Source organism: Dactylosporangium salmoneum (assembly GCF_039532525.1).
GTDB lineage: Bacteria > Actinomycetota > Actinomycetes > Mycobacteriales > Micromonosporaceae > Dactylosporangium > Dactylosporangium salmoneum.
Genome location: NZ_BAAARV010000049.1, coordinates 38,151 through 56,224, shown reverse-complemented (window position 1 = coordinate 56,224; position 18,074 = coordinate 38,151). Strand labels below are relative to the sequence as shown.

Annotated in this window: 15 protein-coding genes; 10 read left to right on the top strand and 5 right to left on the bottom strand. The window is 74.6% G+C overall.

All coding sequences use genetic code 11. The features are described 5' to 3' along the window. The first annotated feature begins 37 nt into the window (after positions 1 to 37). Together ABD352_RS28200 and nth are read left to right on the top strand one after the other, a co-directional pair. The gene (locus ABD352_RS28200) at positions 38 to 1,027 is read left to right on the top strand and encodes a malate dehydrogenase (RefSeq protein ID WP_344615526.1); all 990 of its coding nucleotides are present in this window, start codon (positions 38 to 40) and stop codon (positions 1,025 to 1,027) included. Positions 1,028 to 1,235: 208 nt separating this feature from the next. Continuing rightward, positions 1,236 to 1,934 carry an endonuclease III gene (gene nth / locus ABD352_RS28195; RefSeq protein ID WP_344615525.1) on the top strand — a complete coding sequence of 233 codons (699 nt, stop codon included), beginning with the start codon at positions 1,236 to 1,238 and terminating at the stop codon, positions 1,932 to 1,934. Positions 1,935 to 1,947: 13 nt separating this feature from the next. Here the strand turns inward: nth and ABD352_RS28190 are convergent, their stop codons facing one another. The 3 genes from ABD352_RS28190 to ABD352_RS28180 form a co-directional block, all read right to left on the bottom strand. Beyond that, positions 1,948 to 3,024, bottom strand: a complete 1,077-nt coding sequence (locus ABD352_RS28190) for a DNA glycosylase AlkZ-like family protein (protein ID WP_344615524.1) — start codon at positions 3,022 to 3,024, stop codon at positions 1,948 to 1,950. Positions 3,025 to 3,166: 142 nt separating this feature from the next. Further along, positions 3,167 to 5,545, bottom strand: a complete 2,379-nt coding sequence (gene lon, locus ABD352_RS28185; protein ID WP_344615523.1) for an endopeptidase La — start codon at positions 5,543 to 5,545, stop codon at positions 3,167 to 3,169. A gap of 101 nt (positions 5,546 to 5,646) precedes the next feature. Next, positions 5,647 to 6,831 (bottom strand): FAD-dependent monooxygenase, encoded by a 1,185-nt coding sequence (locus ABD352_RS28180; protein ID WP_344615522.1) that lies wholly within the window; start codon positions 6,829 to 6,831, stop codon positions 5,647 to 5,649. A 77-nt stretch (positions 6,832 to 6,908) separates the two neighbouring features. Here ABD352_RS28180 and ABD352_RS28175 point away from each other — a divergent pair, with 77 nt between their 5' ends. From ABD352_RS28175 to ABD352_RS28165, 3 genes are all read left to right on the top strand, one after another. Next, entirely contained in the window at positions 6,909 to 7,481 is a 573-nt protein-coding gene (locus tag ABD352_RS28175) for a TetR/AcrR family transcriptional regulator (RefSeq protein WP_344615521.1), read from the top strand. 212 nt (positions 7,482 to 7,693) lie between these two features. Further along, on the top strand, positions 7,694 to 8,824 hold the full coding sequence (locus ABD352_RS28170; RefSeq protein WP_344615520.1) for a CynX/NimT family MFS transporter: 1,131 nt from the start codon (positions 7,694 to 7,696) through the stop codon (positions 8,822 to 8,824). Between the two features lie 106 nt (positions 8,825 to 8,930). Further along, positions 8,931 to 9,632, top strand: a complete 702-nt coding sequence (locus ABD352_RS28165; protein WP_344615519.1) for a hypothetical protein — start codon at positions 8,931 to 8,933, stop codon at positions 9,630 to 9,632. Positions 9,633 to 9,849: 217 nt separating this feature from the next. On the opposite strand, the gene ABD352_RS28160 is transcribed toward ABD352_RS28165, so the two are convergent. Next, on the bottom strand, positions 9,850 to 10,605 hold the full coding sequence (locus ABD352_RS28160) for a PP2C family protein-serine/threonine phosphatase (RefSeq protein ID WP_344615518.1): 756 nt from the start codon (positions 10,603 to 10,605) through the stop codon (positions 9,850 to 9,852). A 98-nt stretch (positions 10,606 to 10,703) separates the two neighbouring features. Beyond that, positions 10,704 to 11,003, bottom strand: a complete 300-nt coding sequence (locus ABD352_RS28155) for a hypothetical protein (protein WP_344615517.1) — start codon at positions 11,001 to 11,003, stop codon at positions 10,704 to 10,706. 115 nt (positions 11,004 to 11,118) lie between these two features. Between ABD352_RS28155 and ABD352_RS28150 the strand changes: the two genes are divergently transcribed. The 5 genes from ABD352_RS28150 to ABD352_RS28130 all read left to right on the top strand — a co-directional run bounded on the left by ABD352_RS28150 (position 11,119) and on the right by ABD352_RS28130 (position 18,051). After that, a complete protein-coding gene (locus ABD352_RS28150) occupies positions 11,119 to 13,374 on the top strand; it encodes an ATP-binding protein (RefSeq protein ID WP_344615516.1) in 2,256 nt (751 codons plus the stop codon). A 1,014-nt stretch (positions 13,375 to 14,388) separates the two neighbouring features. Beyond that, on the top strand, positions 14,389 to 14,643 hold the full coding sequence (locus tag ABD352_RS28145) for a hypothetical protein (RefSeq protein ID WP_344615515.1): 255 nt from the start codon (positions 14,389 to 14,391) through the stop codon (positions 14,641 to 14,643). A 563-nt stretch (positions 14,644 to 15,206) separates the two neighbouring features. Further along, positions 15,207 to 15,590: a hypothetical protein gene (locus tag ABD352_RS28140; RefSeq protein ID WP_344615514.1), complete on the top strand. Its 384-nt coding sequence runs from the start codon at positions 15,207 to 15,209 to the stop codon at positions 15,588 to 15,590. A 199-nt stretch (positions 15,591 to 15,789) separates the two neighbouring features. Then, entirely contained in the window at positions 15,790 to 16,245 is a 456-nt protein-coding gene (locus ABD352_RS28135) for a CAP domain-containing protein (protein WP_344615513.1), read from the top strand. 507 nt (positions 16,246 to 16,752) lie between these two features. After that, the gene (locus ABD352_RS28130; protein ID WP_344615512.1) at positions 16,753 to 18,051 is read left to right on the top strand and encodes a glutamate-cysteine ligase family protein; all 1,299 of its coding nucleotides are present in this window, start codon (positions 16,753 to 16,755) and stop codon (positions 18,049 to 18,051) included. The last annotated feature ends 23 nt before the right edge of the window (positions 18,052 to 18,074 follow it).

Sequence of the window (18,074 nt, the reverse complement as noted above, 5' to 3'; positions counted from 1 at the left end):
CGAAGTGCACACCCGCCGCTGCTGCAGGAGAAGTCTCATGAGCGACTCGTCCGTCAACGTCACCGTGACCGGCGCGGCCGGCCAGATCGGCTACGCGCTGCTGTTCCGCATCGCGTCCGGGCAGCTGCTCGGCGCGAACACGCGGGTCAAGCTGCGGCTGCTGGAGATCCCGCAGGCCGTGCGCGCCGCCGAGGGCACGGCCCTGGAGCTGGAGGACGGCGCGTTCCCGCTGCTGGCCGGCGTGGACGTGTTCGACGACCCGAAGACGGCCTTCTCGGGGGCGAACGTGGCCCTGCTCGTCGGCGCGCGCCCCCGCACCAAGGGCATGGAGCGCGGCGATCTGCTCGAGGCCAACGGCGGCATCTTCAAGCCGCAGGGCGAGGCGATCAACGCCGGCGCGGCCGAGGACATCAGGGTCCTCGTGGTCGGCAACCCGGCCAACACCAACGCGCTGATCGCCCAGCGGCACGCGCCGGACGTGCCGGCCGAGCGCTTCACCGCGATGACCCGCCTCGACCACAACCGCGCCGTAGCCCAGCTGGCCCGCCGTCTCGGCGTGCCGGTCGCCGAGATCAGCAAGATGACCATCTGGGGCAACCACTCGGCGTCGCAGTACCCGGACGTGTTCCACGCCGAGGTCTCCGGCAAGAACGCCGCCGAGGCCGTGAACGACCAGCAGTGGCTCGCCGACGAGTTCATCCCCCGCGTGGCCAAGCGCGGCGCCGAGATCATCGAGGTCCGCGGCGCCTCCTCGGCCGCGTCGGCCGCGTCGGCCGCCATCGACCACGTGTACGACTGGGTCAACGGCACGCCCGAGGGCGACTGGACCTCGGCCGCCATCGTCTCCGACGGCTCCTACGGCGTGCCGGCCGGCCTGATCTCCTCCTTCCCGGTCGTCTCGCGCGGCGGCCGCTGGGAGATCGTGCAGGGTCTCGAGATCGACGAGTTCTCCCGCGCCCGCATCGACGCCTCGGTCGCGGAGCTGGAGGAGGAGCGCGCCGCCGTCGAGCGCCTCGGCCTCATCTGAGGTCTTTCGGCACAGGCTATTTCGGCACGGGGCGGCCTCGCGGGGCCGCCTCGTCGCGTTGCGCCTCGGCCACGTCCGAGCTATTTCGCCAGGGGGCGGCCTCGCGGGGCCGCCCCGTCGCGTTGCGCCTCGGCCACGTCCGAGCTATTTCGCCAGGGGGCGGCCTCGCGGGGCCGTCCCGTCGCGTTGTCAGGCGTAGGCTCGTCGGGTGCCGTCCTCCCTGGTCGAGCCGACCGTCGCGGAGACCCGCCGGGCCCGGCGGATCCTGCGCCTGCTCACCGCCCGCTACCCCGACTCCCGCCTCGAGCTCGACTTCGACTCCCCGCTGCAGCTGCTGGTCGTGGCGACCCTCGCGGCGCAGACGCTCGACGAGCGGGTGAACGCGGTCCGGCCGGTGCTCTTCGAGCGGTACCCGGCGGCCGCCGACCTCGCCGCCGCCGACCCGGCCGAGATGGAGCAGATCCTCGTCCCGGTCGGCTACTACCGGCAGAAGACCCGCAACGTCATCAAGCTCGCCGCCGTCCTCGTCGAACGGCACGAGGGCGAGGTGCCGGCCACCCTGGAGGAGCTCGTCGCCCTGCCCTGGGTGGGCCGCAAGACGGCGAACATGGTGCTCGGCAACGCGTTCGGCACCCCCGCGGTCTCGGTCGACACGCACGTGGCGCGGGTCGCGCACCGGCTGGGCTGGGCCCCGGAGAAGGACGTCGAGGCGACCGAGGCCGCCATCCAGGCCCTCTTCGAGCGCAAGGACTGGGTGGCCGTCAACCTGCTGCTCATCCTGCACGGCCGCCGCACCTGCCACTCCCGCAAGCCGGCCTGCGGCGCCTGCCCGCTGGCCGCCGAGTGCCCGTCCTCCACCATCGGCGAGACCGACCCGGAGAAGGCCCGCGCCCTCCTCAAGGGCTGAGGCCGTCCGGCGGCTATCCGGCGAGGCGGCGCCGCTCCGCCTCGACGCCCTCCGCCGGCACCGTCTCGTCGAACAGGGTGACCTCGCCGCCGTCCCACACGCCGGCGACCCTCCCCCGGTACGCGACCACGGGCGAGATCCACCCGGCCGCCCGGCTCACGGCCGCCCGCCGCTGCGCCGGCACCACCCGCGGGTCGCCCGTGCCGGGCCCGAGCACGAACTGATCGAAAGCGGGCAGCAGCCGCACCTCGTCGAAGGGCTCCACCGCGGCCAGCGACGCCAGGTCCTCCGCCCGCGCGAACAGCCGCTCCCCCTCGACGTCCACCTCGGCGATCGCTCCGTCGTCGAGCAGCGCCCGGAACCATCCGCGCAGCGCCGCCCTCTTCGACGCCCCGCGGATCAGCCACTGATCGAACGCGGACATCGACGCCGGCCCGTACGCCCCGAGGTACGCCGGGATCACGATCCGCGCCGCGTCCTCGGGCGAGGGCAGCCCGCCCCACCCCGGCAGGTACGTGTCCGGCCGGGTGAAGGTGACCCGGTTGTCCCCCTGGCTGTTCGGCCCGTACACCAGCGCCCCCTGCCACGCGAGCGGCTTGAGTACCGCGCCCCACCCGGAGGCGAGGTGCTCGCGCAGTCCCGGCTCCCCGGCGTGCTCGACGATCGCCTCGGCGAGCTCCTCCCGGGTCAGCACCGCCCCGTCCAGCGCCTCCCAGGCCGCCGCCGCGATCTTCTCCAGCTGCCCAACGGTGACGAACGTGCGCTGCCAGGCCCCCTTCTCCCACGTGCGGGCCGCCGCCAGCAGCGCCAGCTGCGCCGGCGCCCCGGCCACGTCGAGCAAGTGCAGCGTCCCGCGGGCGGCCCACGTCTTGACCAGCCGCCGATCCTCGATCGCCGCCCGCACGCTCTTCGGATCGGGCACCGGCTGCCGGGCCGCGACGGCCTGCTCGGCACACGAGGCCACCTGCGCCTGCACCCCGGCCAGCGCCCGCACCACGACGAGCGGATCGGCGGCCTCGTCCGGGCGGTGCAGCAGTTGCCGGCGGCACCGCCACACGAGCACGTCGTCCCACCGCATCGACACCGTCACGCCGATCACCGTACCGGGGCCGCCGCCGCCCCGGCGCCGCCCGCGACACGAGGGCCCGCACCCCGATGCGCGGGATGCGGGCCCTCGTGTCGTGGATACGGACCGCCCGACCGGTGTCCGGATGTCCCGGGCGGTGCCGGCGTCAGATGCCGGCCGGCACGTAGTCCGGGACGGCCGGGCCGTCGCCTTGGCCGCCGGTCGGGGCCGGGTCGTCGGCCGGCTGGGCCTCCGACGCCGGGCGCAGGGCCAGGGCCAGGACGTCGGCCACGTCGGCCAGGGCGTGCACGGTCAGCTGTCCGCGGACCTCCTCGGGCAGGTCGTCCAGGTCGGGCTCGTTGCGCTTCGGAATGATGACCTCGGTCAGGCCCGCGCGGTGGGCGGCGAGCAGCTTCTGCTTCACCCCGCCGATCGGCAGGACCCGGCCGGCCAGGGTGACCTCGCCGGTCATGCCGAACTCCGGGCGCACCGGGCGGCCGGTGGCCAGCGAGGCGAGGGCCGTCACCATCGTGATGCCGGCGCTCGGGCCGTCCTTGGGCACCGCGCCCGCCGGCACGTGCAGGTGGATGCGCCGGCCGGCGAGGCGGTTCGGGTCGATGCCGAGCCGCCGGCCGTTGGAGCGCAGGTACGACAGCGCGATGTGCGCCGACTCCTTCATCACGTCGCCGAGCTGGCCGGTCAGGGTCAGGCCGGGCTCGCCCTCCATGGAGGTGGCCTCGATGAAGAGCACGTCGCCGCCCGCCCCGGTCACCGCCAGGCCGGTCGCCACGCCGGGCACGGCGGTGCGCTCGGCCGACTCGGGCGTGAACCGGGCCCGGCCCAGGTACTTCGCCACCTCGTCCACCCCGACCGCGACCGGCACCGGGTCGGTGGCCAGCGCGACCGCGACCTTGCGCAGGATCTTCGCGAGGGCCCGCTCCAGCTGCCGCACGCCCGCCTCGCGGGTGTGCTCCCCGGCGATGCGCGCGAGCGCCTCGTCGGTGATGGCGAAGTCGGCCGGCTCCAGGCCGGCCCGCTGCAGCTGCCGCGGCAGCAGGTGGTCGCGGGCGATGGCGACCTTCTCCTGCTCGGTGTACCCGTCCAGGCTCACCAGCTCCATGCGGTCCAGCAGCGGGCCGGGGATGGTCTCCACCACGTTGGCGGTGGCGAGGAAGAGCACGTCGGACAGGTCGAGGTCGACCTCGAGGTAGTGGTCGCGGAACGTGTGGTTCTGCGCCGGGTCGAGCACCTCCAGCAGGGCCGCGGCCGGGTCGCCGGCGTAGCCGACGGCCAGCTTGTCGACCTCGTCGAGCAGCACGACCGGGTTCATCGAGCCGGCCTCGCGCAGGGCCCGCACGATCCGGCCCGGCAGCGCGCCGACGTAGGTGCGCCGGTGGCCGCGGATCTCGGCCTCGTCGCGGACGCCGCCGAGCGAGACACGGACGAACTTGCGGCCCAGCGCGCGGGCCACCGACTCGCCGAGGCTGGTCTTGCCCACCCCGGGAGGGCCGGCGAGGGCCAGCACGGCGCCGGAGCCGCGGCCGCCGACGACCTGCAGGTTCTTCTCCGCGCGGCGGTTGCGCACGGCGAGGTACTCCAGGATGCGGTCCTTCACGTCGGCCAGTCCGGCGTGGTCGGCGTCGAGCACCGCGCGGGCGGCGGCGAGGTCGGTGTTGTCCTCGGTCCGCTCGTTCCACGGCATCTCGAGCACGGTATCGAGCCAGGTGCGGATCCAGCCGGCCTCCGGCGACTGGTCGCTGGCCCGCTCCAGCCGGCCCACCTCGCGCAGCGCCGCCTCCTTGACCTTCTCGGGCAGGTCGGCGGCCTCGACGCGGGCGCGGTAGTCGGCCGAGCCGTCGGGCTCGTCCTCGCCCAGCTCCTTGCGGATCGCCGTCAGCTGCTGGCGGAGCAGGAACTCGCGCTGGGTCTTCTCCAGGCCCTCGCGCACGTCATGGTTGATCTTCTCGTTGACCTGCTGCTCGGCCGCGTGGGCGCGGGCCCACTCGACGAGCAGCTCCAGCCGGGCGGTGACGTCCGGCGCCTCGAGCAGCTTGATCTTCTGGCTCAGCGTCAGCCAGGGCGCGTAGCCGGCCGAGTCGGCCAGCTCGGACAGGTCGGTCATCTTCTCGACGGTGTCGATGACCTGCCACGCGCCGCGCTCCTGCAGCACGCCGATGACCAGCGCCTTGTACTCGCGGGCCAGCTCCCGGGCCTTGCCGGCCGGTGCGGGCTCGCTCAGCGGGGTGGCCTCGACCCACAGCGCCGCGCCGGGGCCGGGCACGCCGGCGCCGATGCGGGCCCGGTCCAGGCCGCGGATCACGGCCGCCGGCTCGCCGCTGGGCAGGCGGCCGACCTTGTCGAGCGCGGCGATGACGCCGAAGGAGCCGTATTCGCCGTCGACCCGCGGGACCGCGAGGACCCGCTTGTCGCCGGCTGCGCGCGCCGCGTCGACGGCCGCCTGCGTGGAGGCGTCGAGCGTCACGGGGATGACCATGCCAGGGAGCAGGACGTCGTCGTTGAGTGGGAGAACCGGGAGCGTTGCCATCAGGACACACCTGCCATCAGTAGGTTGAGCGTGTCAGGCTTAAGTTACAAACGATGCCCTATGTTCCCGTCGGTGCCTTTGGTGTGACCCAGGCCACTCGCCTACACCAGCGCGGGCAGCCGGTACTCCGGGAGCTCGAACGCCGTGGCCGTCCTCGTCGCCAGGTACCTGAACAGGCGCCGCGCCGGCGGGACGTACCGCACCGTCTTGAAGAAACGGTTGCGCTGGGCGATCTTCTTCCAGGTCGAGGGCACCAGGAAGTCGGGGCTGCCGTCCGCCTGCTTCTGACAGGTGGCCACGTAGGGCCGCATCAGCCGCTCGTACCGCTCGAACGCCGCCGCGTGGTCGCCGCCCGCCGCGTCGAGCTCGCCGGCCAGCACGTGGGCGCCGACGACCGCCAGCCCGGTGCCGTTGCCGCCCGGCCCGCCCGCGAACCCGGCGTCGCCGAGCAGCACCACCCGCCCGTGCGACCAGCGGTCCAGGTGGATCTGCGTGGTCTCGTCGAACCAGAAGTCCTCGGCCCGCTCCATGGCCGCCAGCAGCTCGGCGGTGCGCCACCCGACACCGGCGAAGCGCTCGGCGATGAGCCGCCGCTGCTGCTCCACGTCGCGGTGGTCGAAGTCCAGGCCCGGCTCGGCGAAGGTCATCGACACGATCTGGTCCCCGCCGTGCGGCGACATGACCGACACCGAGCGGTTGGGCTCGCTGTAGATGATGCCGGTGCGCCGCAGCCCCATCGTGCCGGGCATGGTGAACACCCCGCCGTAGACGCCGAGCGGCTTGCGGTGCGCCGGGTCGTCGCCGAGGACGAGCCGCCGCACCCCGGAGTGCACCCCGTCGGCCCCGACCACCAGGTCGAAGCGGCCCGGCTCCCCGTTCGCGAAGGTCACGTCGACCCCGTGCGCGTCCTGCGCGATGCCGGTGATCTGGTCGCCGAAGCGGTAGCGCACCCGCTCCCGCGTGGCCCCGTAGAGCACCTCGGCCAGGTCGCCCCGCAGCACCTCGAGGTCGCCGCTGAAGATCGCCGACGGCAGCGCCGAGACCTGGGCGCCGTCGCCGTCGATGAGCGCGATGTCGCCCATGTGCGTGGCCCGCGCCTCGAGCTGCGCGCGCAGCCCCATCCGCTCGAGCGTCGTGAGGTGCACCTTGCCGCGGAAGTCGACCGCGTAGCCACCGCCCCGCAGCGCGGGTGCCTTCTCGACGACGGTGACCGAATGCCCGTACCGCTGCAGCCAGAACGCCAGCGAAGGACCGGCGACGCTGGCGCCGGAGATGAGGATGTCCATGCCGGGAACCATACGCCCGTACTACACGTTTGTATAGAACGGCCGTATAACACGAGCGTATAGTAAGATCGCGAGCCATGGGACACCGCGAAGACCTCCTCGAGGGCGCCGTCAGATGCCTCTACGAGAAGGGCTACGCCCGCACCACGGCGCGCGACATCGTCGAGGCGTCGGGCACCAACCTGGGCTCGATCGGCTACCACTACGGCGGCATGACCAACCTGCTCAACGCCGCGCTGGAGCGGGCCATCGAGAACTGGGGCATGGAGCTGGCCCAGGCGCTGATGTCGGCCAACGCGCAGGAGCTGAGCGGCGCCGAGCGCTTCGAGCGGTACTGGGAGTACATGCTCGCGACCGTGCGCACCCGCCGGCCGTTGCTCCTGGCGACGTTCGACGCGTTCATCCAGATGGAGCACTCGCCGGACGTGCGCACGATGCTGACCAACGGGATGCGCGACGCCCGCCGCCTGTGGGCGGAGGTGTTCCACGGCATCGACGCCGAGCTCGAGCCGGTCCGCGCGGACCAGATCGGCTCGCTCTACCAGGCGCTGGTCAGCGGGGTGCTGGTCCAGGCGCTGATCAACGAGGACGACGCGCCGACCCCGCAGGACCTCAGCGCCGCGATCCGCGCCGTCGCCGCGACGCTGTGATGCGCCACGATCCGCGCCGTCGCCGCGACGCTGTGATGCGCCACGATCCGCGCCGTCGCCGCGACGCTGCGATGCGCCACGATCCGCGTGGTCGCCGCGAGCCTGCGACGCGCCCTGTCACGGACCGGAACGGCCAGGCTTCGGCGCGCCCCGGCACGGACCGGAACGGCCAGGCTTCGACGCGGCGCACCGTCGCGGTCCTGGTCGCCGGCGTGCTGCTCATCGGCGCCGCCGGCCGCGCGCCGCTGACGTCGGTCGGCCCGCTGGTCGCCGACATCCGCGCCGACCTCGGCCTGTCCTCCTCCGCCGCCGGCCTGCTCACCGCGCTGCCGCTGCTCGCCTTCGCCGGGTTCTCGCTGCTCGCCCCGCGCATCGCCGCCCGCATCGGCCTCGAGCGCAGCCTCGCCCTGGCCCTGCTGCTGCTCGTCGCCGGCATCGCCGTGCGCTCCGTGCCGACCCAGCTGTGGACCGGCACCGTCGCCGTCGGCGCCGCCATCGCCTGCTTCAACGTGCTGCTGCCCGGCGTCGTCAAGCGCGACTTCCCCGACCGCGTCGCCCAGCTCACCGGCGGATACTCGGCCACACAGAGCGTCGTGGCCGCCGTCGCCTCCGGCACCGCCGTGCCGCTCGCCGCCACGCTCGGCGGCTGGCGCCCCGCCCTGGCCGCCTGGGCGCTGCTCGTCGTGCTGGCCACCGCCGTCTGGGGCCCGCAGGCCCGCGCCCGGGCCGACGCCACCGGCCCCGCCACCCACGCCGCCCTGCCCTGGCGCAGCGCGCTGGCCTGGCAGGTCACGCTGTTCATGGGCCTGCAGTCGCTGTGCTTCTACGTCCTGGTCGCCTGGCTGCCGACGATGGAGCGCGACCACGGCATCCCCGCCGGCGTGGCCGGCTGGCACCTCTTCGCCCTCCTCGCCGCGGCCGTCGCGGCCAACCTGATCGTCCCGGTCCTCATCCGCCGCCAACCGGACCAGCGCCTGGTCGGCCTGGCCGGCACGATCTGCATCGGCGCCGGCGTGGCCGCCCTGCAGTGGCTGCCGTGGACGCCGGCGTTCGCCCTGGCCGCGGTACTGCTGGCCGGCTTCGGCTCCGGCATGGCCATCGTGCTCTGCCTCTCCCTGTTCAGCCTGCGCACGACCGGCCAGGCCCAGACGGCCGCGCTGTCGGCGATGGCCCAGTCGGTCGGCTACCTGCTGGCCGCCGGCGGCCCCGTCCTGGTCGGCGCCCTGCGCGACGCCAGCGGCGCCTGGAACCTGCCCGTGGCCCTGCTGTGCGCCCTGACCGCCGCCATGGCCGTCGTCGCCGTCCTCTCCGGCCGCGACCGCACCCTGCCCATCGACCCCTGATCCCGCCTCGGCCGCCCGTCGCGGCGGTAAGGTCGCTCGGCATGGATGGCGTGGTGGACCGGGCCGCCGTGTCGCGCCACGGCCCGGCTGAGAGCGGGGTACAACGATGCTCGACGACATGCACGACCTGCGGGCGGCCGTGGCGCGGTTCCAGACCTCGGCGGTCGTGGCCGGCGTGCCGTGGCACGACATGCAGGAGCGCCCCGGCAACCTGACCGCCGGGGAACTGTGCCGGGTCCTCGGCGTGGACCGCATCCCGGAGCAGATCCTGTGGCTCAACGGCGAGGCGCTGCCGTACGGGCGGGTGCTGCCGGCGGGCGCCTTCCCGGCCCGGTGGGACGACGCCGGCCAGCTGCTCGACGCGCTGTCGGCATCGGTCGGCGTCCCGTTCTTCTGGCGGCACCAGTTGCCGGTGCTGTGGTACGAGCGCGTCGTGTTCACGTTCGTCGTCACCGGGGACCGCGAGGGGGAGATCTGGCGGTACCAGTTCGAGCCCGACGACTGGAACCCGGTGCGCGCCGCCCCGAGCCTGCTCGCCATGTTCACCGAATGGAACAGGGGCTTCGACGCCGGGGTCTACGCCCGCCAGGAATGGGACGACTGGCTGCACGTCGACGCCGGCGCGCTGCACGGCCACGCCCTCGATTCCCTTGCGTTTCCGGTGCACATCTCGCAGTACGACCAGGGCGAGCTGCTACGCCGGCGCCAGGCGGAGTGCGGCGTGGACCTCGCGGTCGCCGAGGACTTCGAGCACATCGAGGCATTGACCGACGAGGTCGACGCCGTGCGCAAGTCGCTGCGCCTGTGACGCAACTGGACTCGGCCCGCGGCGACGCGTGCCGCGCGACGAGCCAGGCGACGCCTGCCGCGCGACGAGCCAGACGGCGCCTGCCGCGCGACGAGCCAGACGGCGCCTGCCGCGCGACGAGCCAGACGGCGCCTGCCGCGCGACGAGCCAGACGGCGCCTGCCGCGCGACGAGCCAGACGGCGCCTGCCGCGCGACGAGCTAGCAGTGCACTGAGGATCAGCAGACCTTGACCACGACCGCGGTGGCGTTGTCCCGGCCGCCGGCCTCCAGCGACGCCGTGACCAGCGTCGAGGCCATCACGTCCGGCGATGCGCCGCTGCCGAGGGTGCGTTCCATGAACTGGTACGGCACCTGCTCGGCGATCCCGTCGGTGCACAGGCAGTAGACGTCGCCGGGGAACATGGTCACGCTGAGCACGTCGGGCTCGGGCAGCTGCGGGTGGCCGATGAAGCGGTGCAGCTGGTAGCGGGCGGCGGCCGCCTGTGGGGAGTCGGCCGGATACCAGCCGTGCACGGCGCCGAGCCAGGCCGCGGTGTGGTCGACGGTGAGCAGCTCCAGCAGGCCGCCGCGCAGCCGGTACACCCGGGAGTCGCCGATCTGCGTCACCCACGCCCCGGTGGCGTCGGCGACCAGGGCGGTCAGCGTGCAGCCGGTGAGCTCGCGCAGCTCCTGGCCGGCGGCGCGGACCCGGCGCTGGGCGTCGGCGACGGCGGCGAAGAGCGGGGTCGGGTCGACGGGGCCGCGGTGCTGCTGCACGGCGGCGGTGAACACATCGACGGCCATGCGCCCTGCGGTGCGGCTACCCTCGCTGGCGCCCATGCCGTCGGCCACCACGGCGCACAGGCCGGGGCGGCGCTGCAGCTCGGCGGCGTGCAGCACGTCGAAGTTGGCCGCATACCGCCGGCCGACCTCGGTGGCGGCCCCGACCGTGAGCTGCCGGCCGGCGCCCTGGGCTTCGATCACCATCGTCATTGCCCGCAAGCGTAACCGTTGCCGTGACGTCCTTGCGGCCCCGTGTTCATCGTCCGTTCAGCGTTGATCAGTGACGTTCGTCGCTCTCCCCCGGCGGGTCACAGCAGCGACCGGAACGCCCGGACCTCCCACGTGCCGTCGTCGCGGCGTAGCCAGCCGTCGATCTCCCCGCCGAGCTCGGCGAACATCACCACCCGGTCGTAGAGCCAGTCGGCGAAGTCGTCCTGCTCCTGCTCCGTCAGCCCGGTGCGGACCGCCGCGCCGAAGGTGATGAGGCCGGTGCCCTCCAGCGGGGAGGCGCCGAGCACGCCCACGACGCTCTGGTCGTCCGGGGCGATGTCGTCGCGCTCCTCGACCTCGATGTAGCCACCGTCGGGCATCTCGACCAGGAAAGCCACGGCGGATGCTTCTCCCCCCAAGAAGACGCGCGGGTCGTGTCTCCTCAACGCTACCGCGGGCCGCGCGCCCGGCCGGGCAGGTAGCTGGCGTCCAGGTGGACGCTACAGTCGCCGGATGGACCCCGCGTCGAGCGCGGCGGCGCTGCCCGCCCCGCTCACCACCCTGGTCGGCCGCGAGAGCCTGGTGCGCGCGGTCCGCCGGCTGCTGGACGGGGGCGGGCCGCGGCTGGTGTCGCTCGTCGGCCCGGCCGGCTGCGGCAAGACCCGGGTCGCCATCGCGGCCGCCGCGACGGCCGCCCGCCCGGTGCGGTTCGTCGATCTGTCCACGATGGACGACCAGTCGCCCGCCGGGTTCGTGCTCGACGCGCTGGGCGTGACCCGCCGCCCCGACCTCAGCGAGCTGGACACCCTGGTCGCGGCCCTGACCCCGGCGCCCGCAGACCCCGAGGAGCACACCGCCGCGGGCCTGCCGCGGCAGGTCCGGCCCGGCACGGCCGGCCGCGGGGAGCTGCTGCTCGTCCTGGACAACTGCGAGCACGTCGCGGCCGGGGTGGCGGGGCTGGTGGAGGGGCTGCTCGCGGTACACCCGGGGCTGTCCTTGCTCGTCACGAGCCGGCAGGCGCTCGGGCTGGCCGACGAGACCGTGGTCGGGGTCGAGCCGCTCGACAAGGACACGGCGCTGCGGCTGTTCGAGACGCGGATGTTCGAGCGCACCGGGAGGCCGCTGCCCGCCGCGCACCTGCCGGCCGCCGCGGCGATCTGCGCGGCGCTGGACGGCCTGCCGCTGGCCGTCGAGCTGGCCGCGGCGCGCGCGGCGCTGCTGTCGGTGCCCGAGGTGCGCCGCCTGCTCGCCGACCGCTTCCGCGTGCTCGCCGACGCGAAGGCGGCCGGCCCGGAGCACCACCGCACCCTGCGGGCCGCGCTCGACTGGAGCTATCACCTCCTGTCGCCGGACAAGCAGGCCCTGCTGCGCCAGCTCGCGGTCTTCCACGGCGGGTGGAGCGAGGCGGCGGTGTCGAGCCTTCCGGCGTACCGCCCGGGGCTGCTCGACGCCCTCGCCGAGCGCTCGCTGCTGGCCGGCGCGCTAGGTGCCCGCCCGGTGACGGCGCCCACGGACCGGTACCGCGGCCGGCTGCTGCAGACCGTCGCCGCCTACGCCGCCGCGCGCCTCGCCGAACACCCCGGCGAGGCCGCCGCCGCGCTGGACGCCCACGCCGCCCACTACCTCGACCTCGCCGAGCGGGCCGCCGCCGGCATCCGGGGCCCCGGGCAGCGCGACTGGCTGCGCACCCTCATCCTGGAGCAGGACAACCTGCGCGCCGCCCTCGCCCGGCTGGCCACGCGCCCCGGCCGCGCCGCCGACGCCGACCTGCGCATGGCCGCCGCGATGGCACCCTTCCAGCATTTCACCGGGGGGTACTCCCAGGGCCGCCACTGGCTGGCCGAGGCCCTCGAACGGCGCCCCGACGCGCCGGCCCCCGCCCGCGTGGCCGCGTCCTGCGCCGCCGCGACCCTGGCCATGCTCGCCTGCGACTACCCCGCCGCCGCGGCGCTGGCCCGCGCGGCGCTCCCCCTGACCGGCGCCGACCCCGCCGCGAGGGGCCGCCTCCTCACCCTGCTGGGCGGCGTCGAGCGCGAGCGCGCCCGCTACGCCGAGTCGATGACCCATCTCGACGAGGCCCGCCGGTTGTACCGCGACTCCGGCGACGCCTGGGGCGAGGGCCACGCCACCCAGCTCGCGGGCAAGACCGCCTGGCTCTCGGGTGACCTGGACGCGGCCGCCGACCTGCTGACCCGGAGCCTGGCCGCCTTCCGGGACCTCGCCGACGCCGAGTCCGCCGCGTCGTGCCTGACCCACCTGGGCGCCGTCGCCCACTACCGCGGCGACCAGCCGGCCGCCCGGCGGCACCTGCTCGACGCGCTGGACCGCTTCACCGAGCTGGCCTTCCCCGAGGGCGTCGCCTGGGCGCAGGACCTGCTGGGCCGGACCGACCTCGCCGACGACCGCCTGCCGTCCGCGGCCGAGCGCCTGCGCGCCAGCCTGGCCCTGCACCGCAGCGTGGGCGACCGCTGGCGCACCGCGAGCGTCCTCGAGGCCCTGGCCGAGTGCCGCCGCCTCGGTGGCGACCCAGCGCACGCCGCGGCCCTGCTGGGCGCCGCCGACCTGGTACGCCGCGAGATCGCCGCCCCCACCCCAGCCTGCGAGCTGCCGTCGCGCCGGTCGACGGACGCCGCCCTGCGCGCCGCGCTGCCCGCGCCGGACTACGACCGCGCGTACCGCTTCGGCGCCCGCACCGCCCTCGACGACCTCCTGCCCTTGACCGGCGCCACCCTGACCGCGACGACGCCGGCCACCGTCGCAGCCGGCTGACACTACGCTGCGTGTCGCCTCACACTCGACAGGGTGAGCACCATCGGCAACCCGGATCCGGCCGCGGTGCGCCATGCACCCACCCGGGCGGCGCCGGCCTCACCGGCTATGCGCTTCTCCGCCGAGGATGCCATCCGGACGTTCGCGTGACCGGCACACCACCGAGCGTGCCGCCGAGCCGGGTGGACGGCCCGCAATCCGCCGGTGCGTCACCGGCCGCCCCCCTTTGCGGCGCCTGCTGCTCGGTGTGCTCGCTCGCGCACAAGCCGCGATGGACGCCGCGCTGGACGAGATCGCGGGGCGGCTGGACGCGCAACCGCCGGTACCGTCCGCGCCACCCTCGGCCACGGGCAGGCCTACGGCGCTATTTCCGTCGGTCCCGCAATCATTTCCGTCAGGACCGCAATCATTACCGGCAGATCCGCAATCCGATAATGGCCCGCCATGCCCGCCAACCCCGGCACCGGATCTGCCCGCCGCTTTTCCCGGATGCGCCGCCGACGACGAGCGATCGGGGGTGGCCGGCCGACGTTGCTCGCTGGAGGGGCGGTGCGCTGTCACGGCTCATGATGCCGTGGCGGGAAGCCGGCCCCGCCGGACCGCCGGCCCACGACGGAGCCGGACCCCGGCCCGCCGCCGCGCGGAGGGCCGGGGCCGAACCAGCCCCCGCGGGGAGAGGTCCTACCGCCGATACCGCGGGACCGGGGCCGAACCCCCGCACCACCGACACCGCACGACACCGGCCGAACCCCCGCACCACCAATGCCGCATGACACCGGCCGGACCACCCCACCACCGACACCGCACGACACCGACCGGACCACCCCACCACCGACACCACACGACACCGACCGGACCACCCCACCACCGACACCGCACGACACCGACCGGACCACCCCACCACCGACACCGCACGACACCGACCGGACCACCCCACCACCGACACCGCACGACACCGACCGGACCACCCCACCGCCGACACCGCACGACACCGACCGGACCACCGCACCACCAATGCCGCACGACACGGGCCGGACCGCCGCACCACCGACACCACACGACACCGGCCGAACCGCCGGACCGCCGACGCCGCTGGACGCGGGCCGGACGGCCTCGCCGCCGGTGCGGGTGGCTCGGCCGGGGCCGGGCTGGGATGTGGTCGGCGGCCTGGACGGCGCGCATGAGCGGCAGGCGCTGGCCGACCTGCGCACGCTACTGCCGAGCGACCCGGCGGCACGCGGCGCGGCCGCCCGCGAGGCCATGGCCTGACTGGCCGCCAACCTCGGCGACCCGCGGCTTGCCGCCGCGCGCTGCGCCGATCTCGGTCCGGCCGTGGCGGCGCTCGGGTACCGCCGCAGCGGCTCTAGGCCCTGGCCGTGCTGCTCGTCGACGCGCTGCAGGCGAACCCGGCCCGCGCCGCCGCTGCGCGGTGACGAGGAGGCTGCGCTGCGCGACGCCGGCCGCCTCGTCGCACGCTGGATGGCCGGCGGGGCGGCCGCCGCGAGGGCCGAGCCCACGGTGTGGAGCGCCGAAGTCACGCGATGCGATCGGAGGCGCGCGGACATGAGCGTGCTGCGGCTGCGGACGTACCTGCAGTATCCGTGCGCGGCCGGCATGCGCGCCGTGGTCGGGGTGCCACGGCTGGCGGGCCGGACGCGGGACTGCTGGGTGGGCAACCTCCCCGAGGCGGATCGCACGGTCGAGCTCCACGTCGCGTTACACGGGGCGACCCGATCGGGGCGGAGCTGGTCGAGCGCACCGCGGTCGGGGATCGGTTACGCCTTTACCCGCCGGTCGGGGAGGCCGCGCCGCTCGACGGTGACGGTCCGCTCGTGTTCGTGGCGCAGCGCGACGCCGTAGCGCCGGTCGCGGCCGCGCTCACCGCGTTGCGCCTGCGATCGGGTGCTCCGCGTGATGTCACGGTCTACTGGCCGACGCCGGTAAAGCCGGTAAAGCCGGTAAAGCCAGTGGAGCCGGTAGAGCCAGTGGAGCCAGCGGAGCCAGTGGAGCGGGACGTGTACCGGCTCGCCGACCTCGCGCCGGCGGGTGCCCTCGTCGTGCGGGACCGGTTCGGGGCCGACGAGCGGGACGAGCGGGACTCGACAGGGCATCGGGCATTCGTCGCCGGCACCGCCGCCTCAGCCGCCGAGGACGTAGCCCGGCTGGTCCGGTCGGGGGTCGGCCGGGAGCGCATCGTGCTCGCGACCATCGGATAACCGGGCGGCGCGCGGAGAAGTCACCCTCAAGGGTGAATGGGGCGGGTGTACGGAAAGGACAGCGAGCGTCGCCTTAGCGCATCACCGGTGCAGGACGACGAGTTTGCCCAGATTCCGGACGATAAGCCGACGAAGGCTTACTTTCAGGCCATCTGCTCTACTTCGTGGAGGTGAGATGGTATTCCGGAAGGGTGTCGCCGTGACGCTCGTCGCTGGTGCGGTCGCGGCGGGCGCGGCGGTCCAGGCCGGCCCGGCGTTCGCGGCCGACTCGGCCATGGTTCGCGGGGTCATCGCCATCACCAACAGCGTGCGCACGCGGGCCGGGTGCGGGCCGGTCACACAGAGCGCAGGGCTGAGCAACGCCGCGCGACAGCATTCGTGGGACATGGCCGGACGTGGCTATTTCTCGCACGGGTCGCCCAGCGGCGGCTCACCCGGGACCCGGGTCAGGGCGGCCGGGTACCGGTGGTCCGCCTACGGCGAGAACATCGCCTGGGGGCAGCCCACGGCCCAGTCCGTCATGAGCGCATGGATGAACAGCCCGGGCCACCGGGCCAACATCCTCAACTGCCGGTTCCGCAACGTGGGGGTGGCGGTGGCGTACGACTCCCGCGGCGTCCCCTTCTGGACCCAGGACTTCGCCAGCCCTTGGTAGGACCCGACCGATCCGAAAGACCGGCCCCGCGCACACGCCGCGCGGGGCCGGTCGCTCGTCACGGGCCCCGAAACCGTCGGTGGCGAAGATGCTACGCAACGCCACTCACGAGTAAGGCCGACGAGTATCGATAAACGCCATTCAATTGAACGCTCGGCAACCGGGCGCAGCAGCGCGGCCGTGCCCGGAAAACCGACAGCCACGCACGGCGGAAATCGAACGGGGGGCAGCGCGAAATCCGGGGCCGGCGCGGCATGTAGGATCTGGCCTCCCGGCGCAGGCCGGCCGCAGATCCTGCGGGCATCCAGCGGGTTCCCATCGAGTGTTCATCGCCCGTTGTCCTCTGGCGCTGGACAGAACGCCCCGCTGACCGCCTAATTGAATGCACTCGCCCGGCACCCCGCCGCCGGTCGGTCCCGCCGCCACACCCAGCACAACCTGAACGATCACTTTTCCCAACCGCAACACCACCCTGGGTACCACGCACCCTTCTTCCGGGAGGCCGCCGTGAACGACACGACACCCGCCATCCTCCTCACCGAGGCCACCGCCTCCGCGTACGTCGCCGCCTCCGGGTTCCGGGTGGGGCCGGTGGGGCGGGTCGGGGTGGAGCTGGAGTACTGCGTGCGTGACCCCCGCCGTCCGTTGCACCGCCCGGCGCCGGGCCGGCTGCTCGGGCTGCTCGCCCACCTCGGCAACCCGCTGCCGGGCGGCAGCTCGGTGACGATCGAGCCGGGCGGGCAGCTGGAGCTGTCCAGCGCGGTCGGGGCCGACATGGACGCGTGCGTCGCCGCGCTCGCCGGGGACCTGGCGCTGGTGCGGGCCGGGCTGGCCGAGCACGGGCTGTTCCTGGAGGGCACCGGGCTGGACATGGTGCGCCGGCCGCGGCTGGTGACGGACCACCCGCGCTACGTGGCGCTGGCCGAGTACCACGACCGGGCGGGGACCCGCGGGCGTACCGTCATGACGAACTCGGCGTCGATCCAGGTCTGCCTGGACTCGGGCACCGAGGGCGCCGAGGCCGACGAGTGGTCGCACTTCGCGCGGCGCTGGTGGCTCGCCGACGCCATCGGGCCGGTGCTGATGGCCGCGTTCGCCAACTCGCCGCACGTGACGCGGGCCGGGCGCCGCTGGGCCTCCTACCGGCAGGCGCTGCGCTTCGGCACCGACGCGAGCCGCACCCGCGCGCCCCGGCGCACGGCCGACCCGCGCACGGCGTGGGCCCGGTACGCCCTCGCCGCGAAGGTCGCGATGGTCGCCCCGGACGACTTCGACGCCACCACCGACCCGGCGGCGGGCGAGCGCTGGCTCGTGCCGAGCGGGCTCACCATGCGCGACTGGCTGCGCGGGCACGGGCCGCGGCCGGTGACCCTGACCGACCTCGAGCGCCACCTCGGCACCCTGGTGCCGCCGGTGCGCCCGCGCGGCTACCTGGAGCTGCGGATGATCGACCAGCAGGCCGGCGACGACTGGGTCGTGCCGGTCGCCGTCGTCACCTCGCTGCTCGACGACCCCGAGGGCGCCCAGGCGGCGGCCGACGCGACCGAGCACCTGCGCTCGCCCCTGCGCCGGCACCGCGACTGGCTCGGCGCCGCCCGCGACGGGCTGGCCGACCCGGCCCTGGCCGCCGCCGCGCTGGCCTGCTTCACCGCCGCCCAGTCCGTGCTCGCCCGCCGTGAGGCGCCGCTGGCGGTACGTGACGCGGTGGCCCAGTTCGTGGACCGCTACGTCCTGCGGGGGCGCTGTCCGGCAGACGACGCGCGGCACGACCGCGACCGGCGGGTGCGTGTGGTATCAACGGGGTGACCCGATCCCGGCCCCGAGGAGTT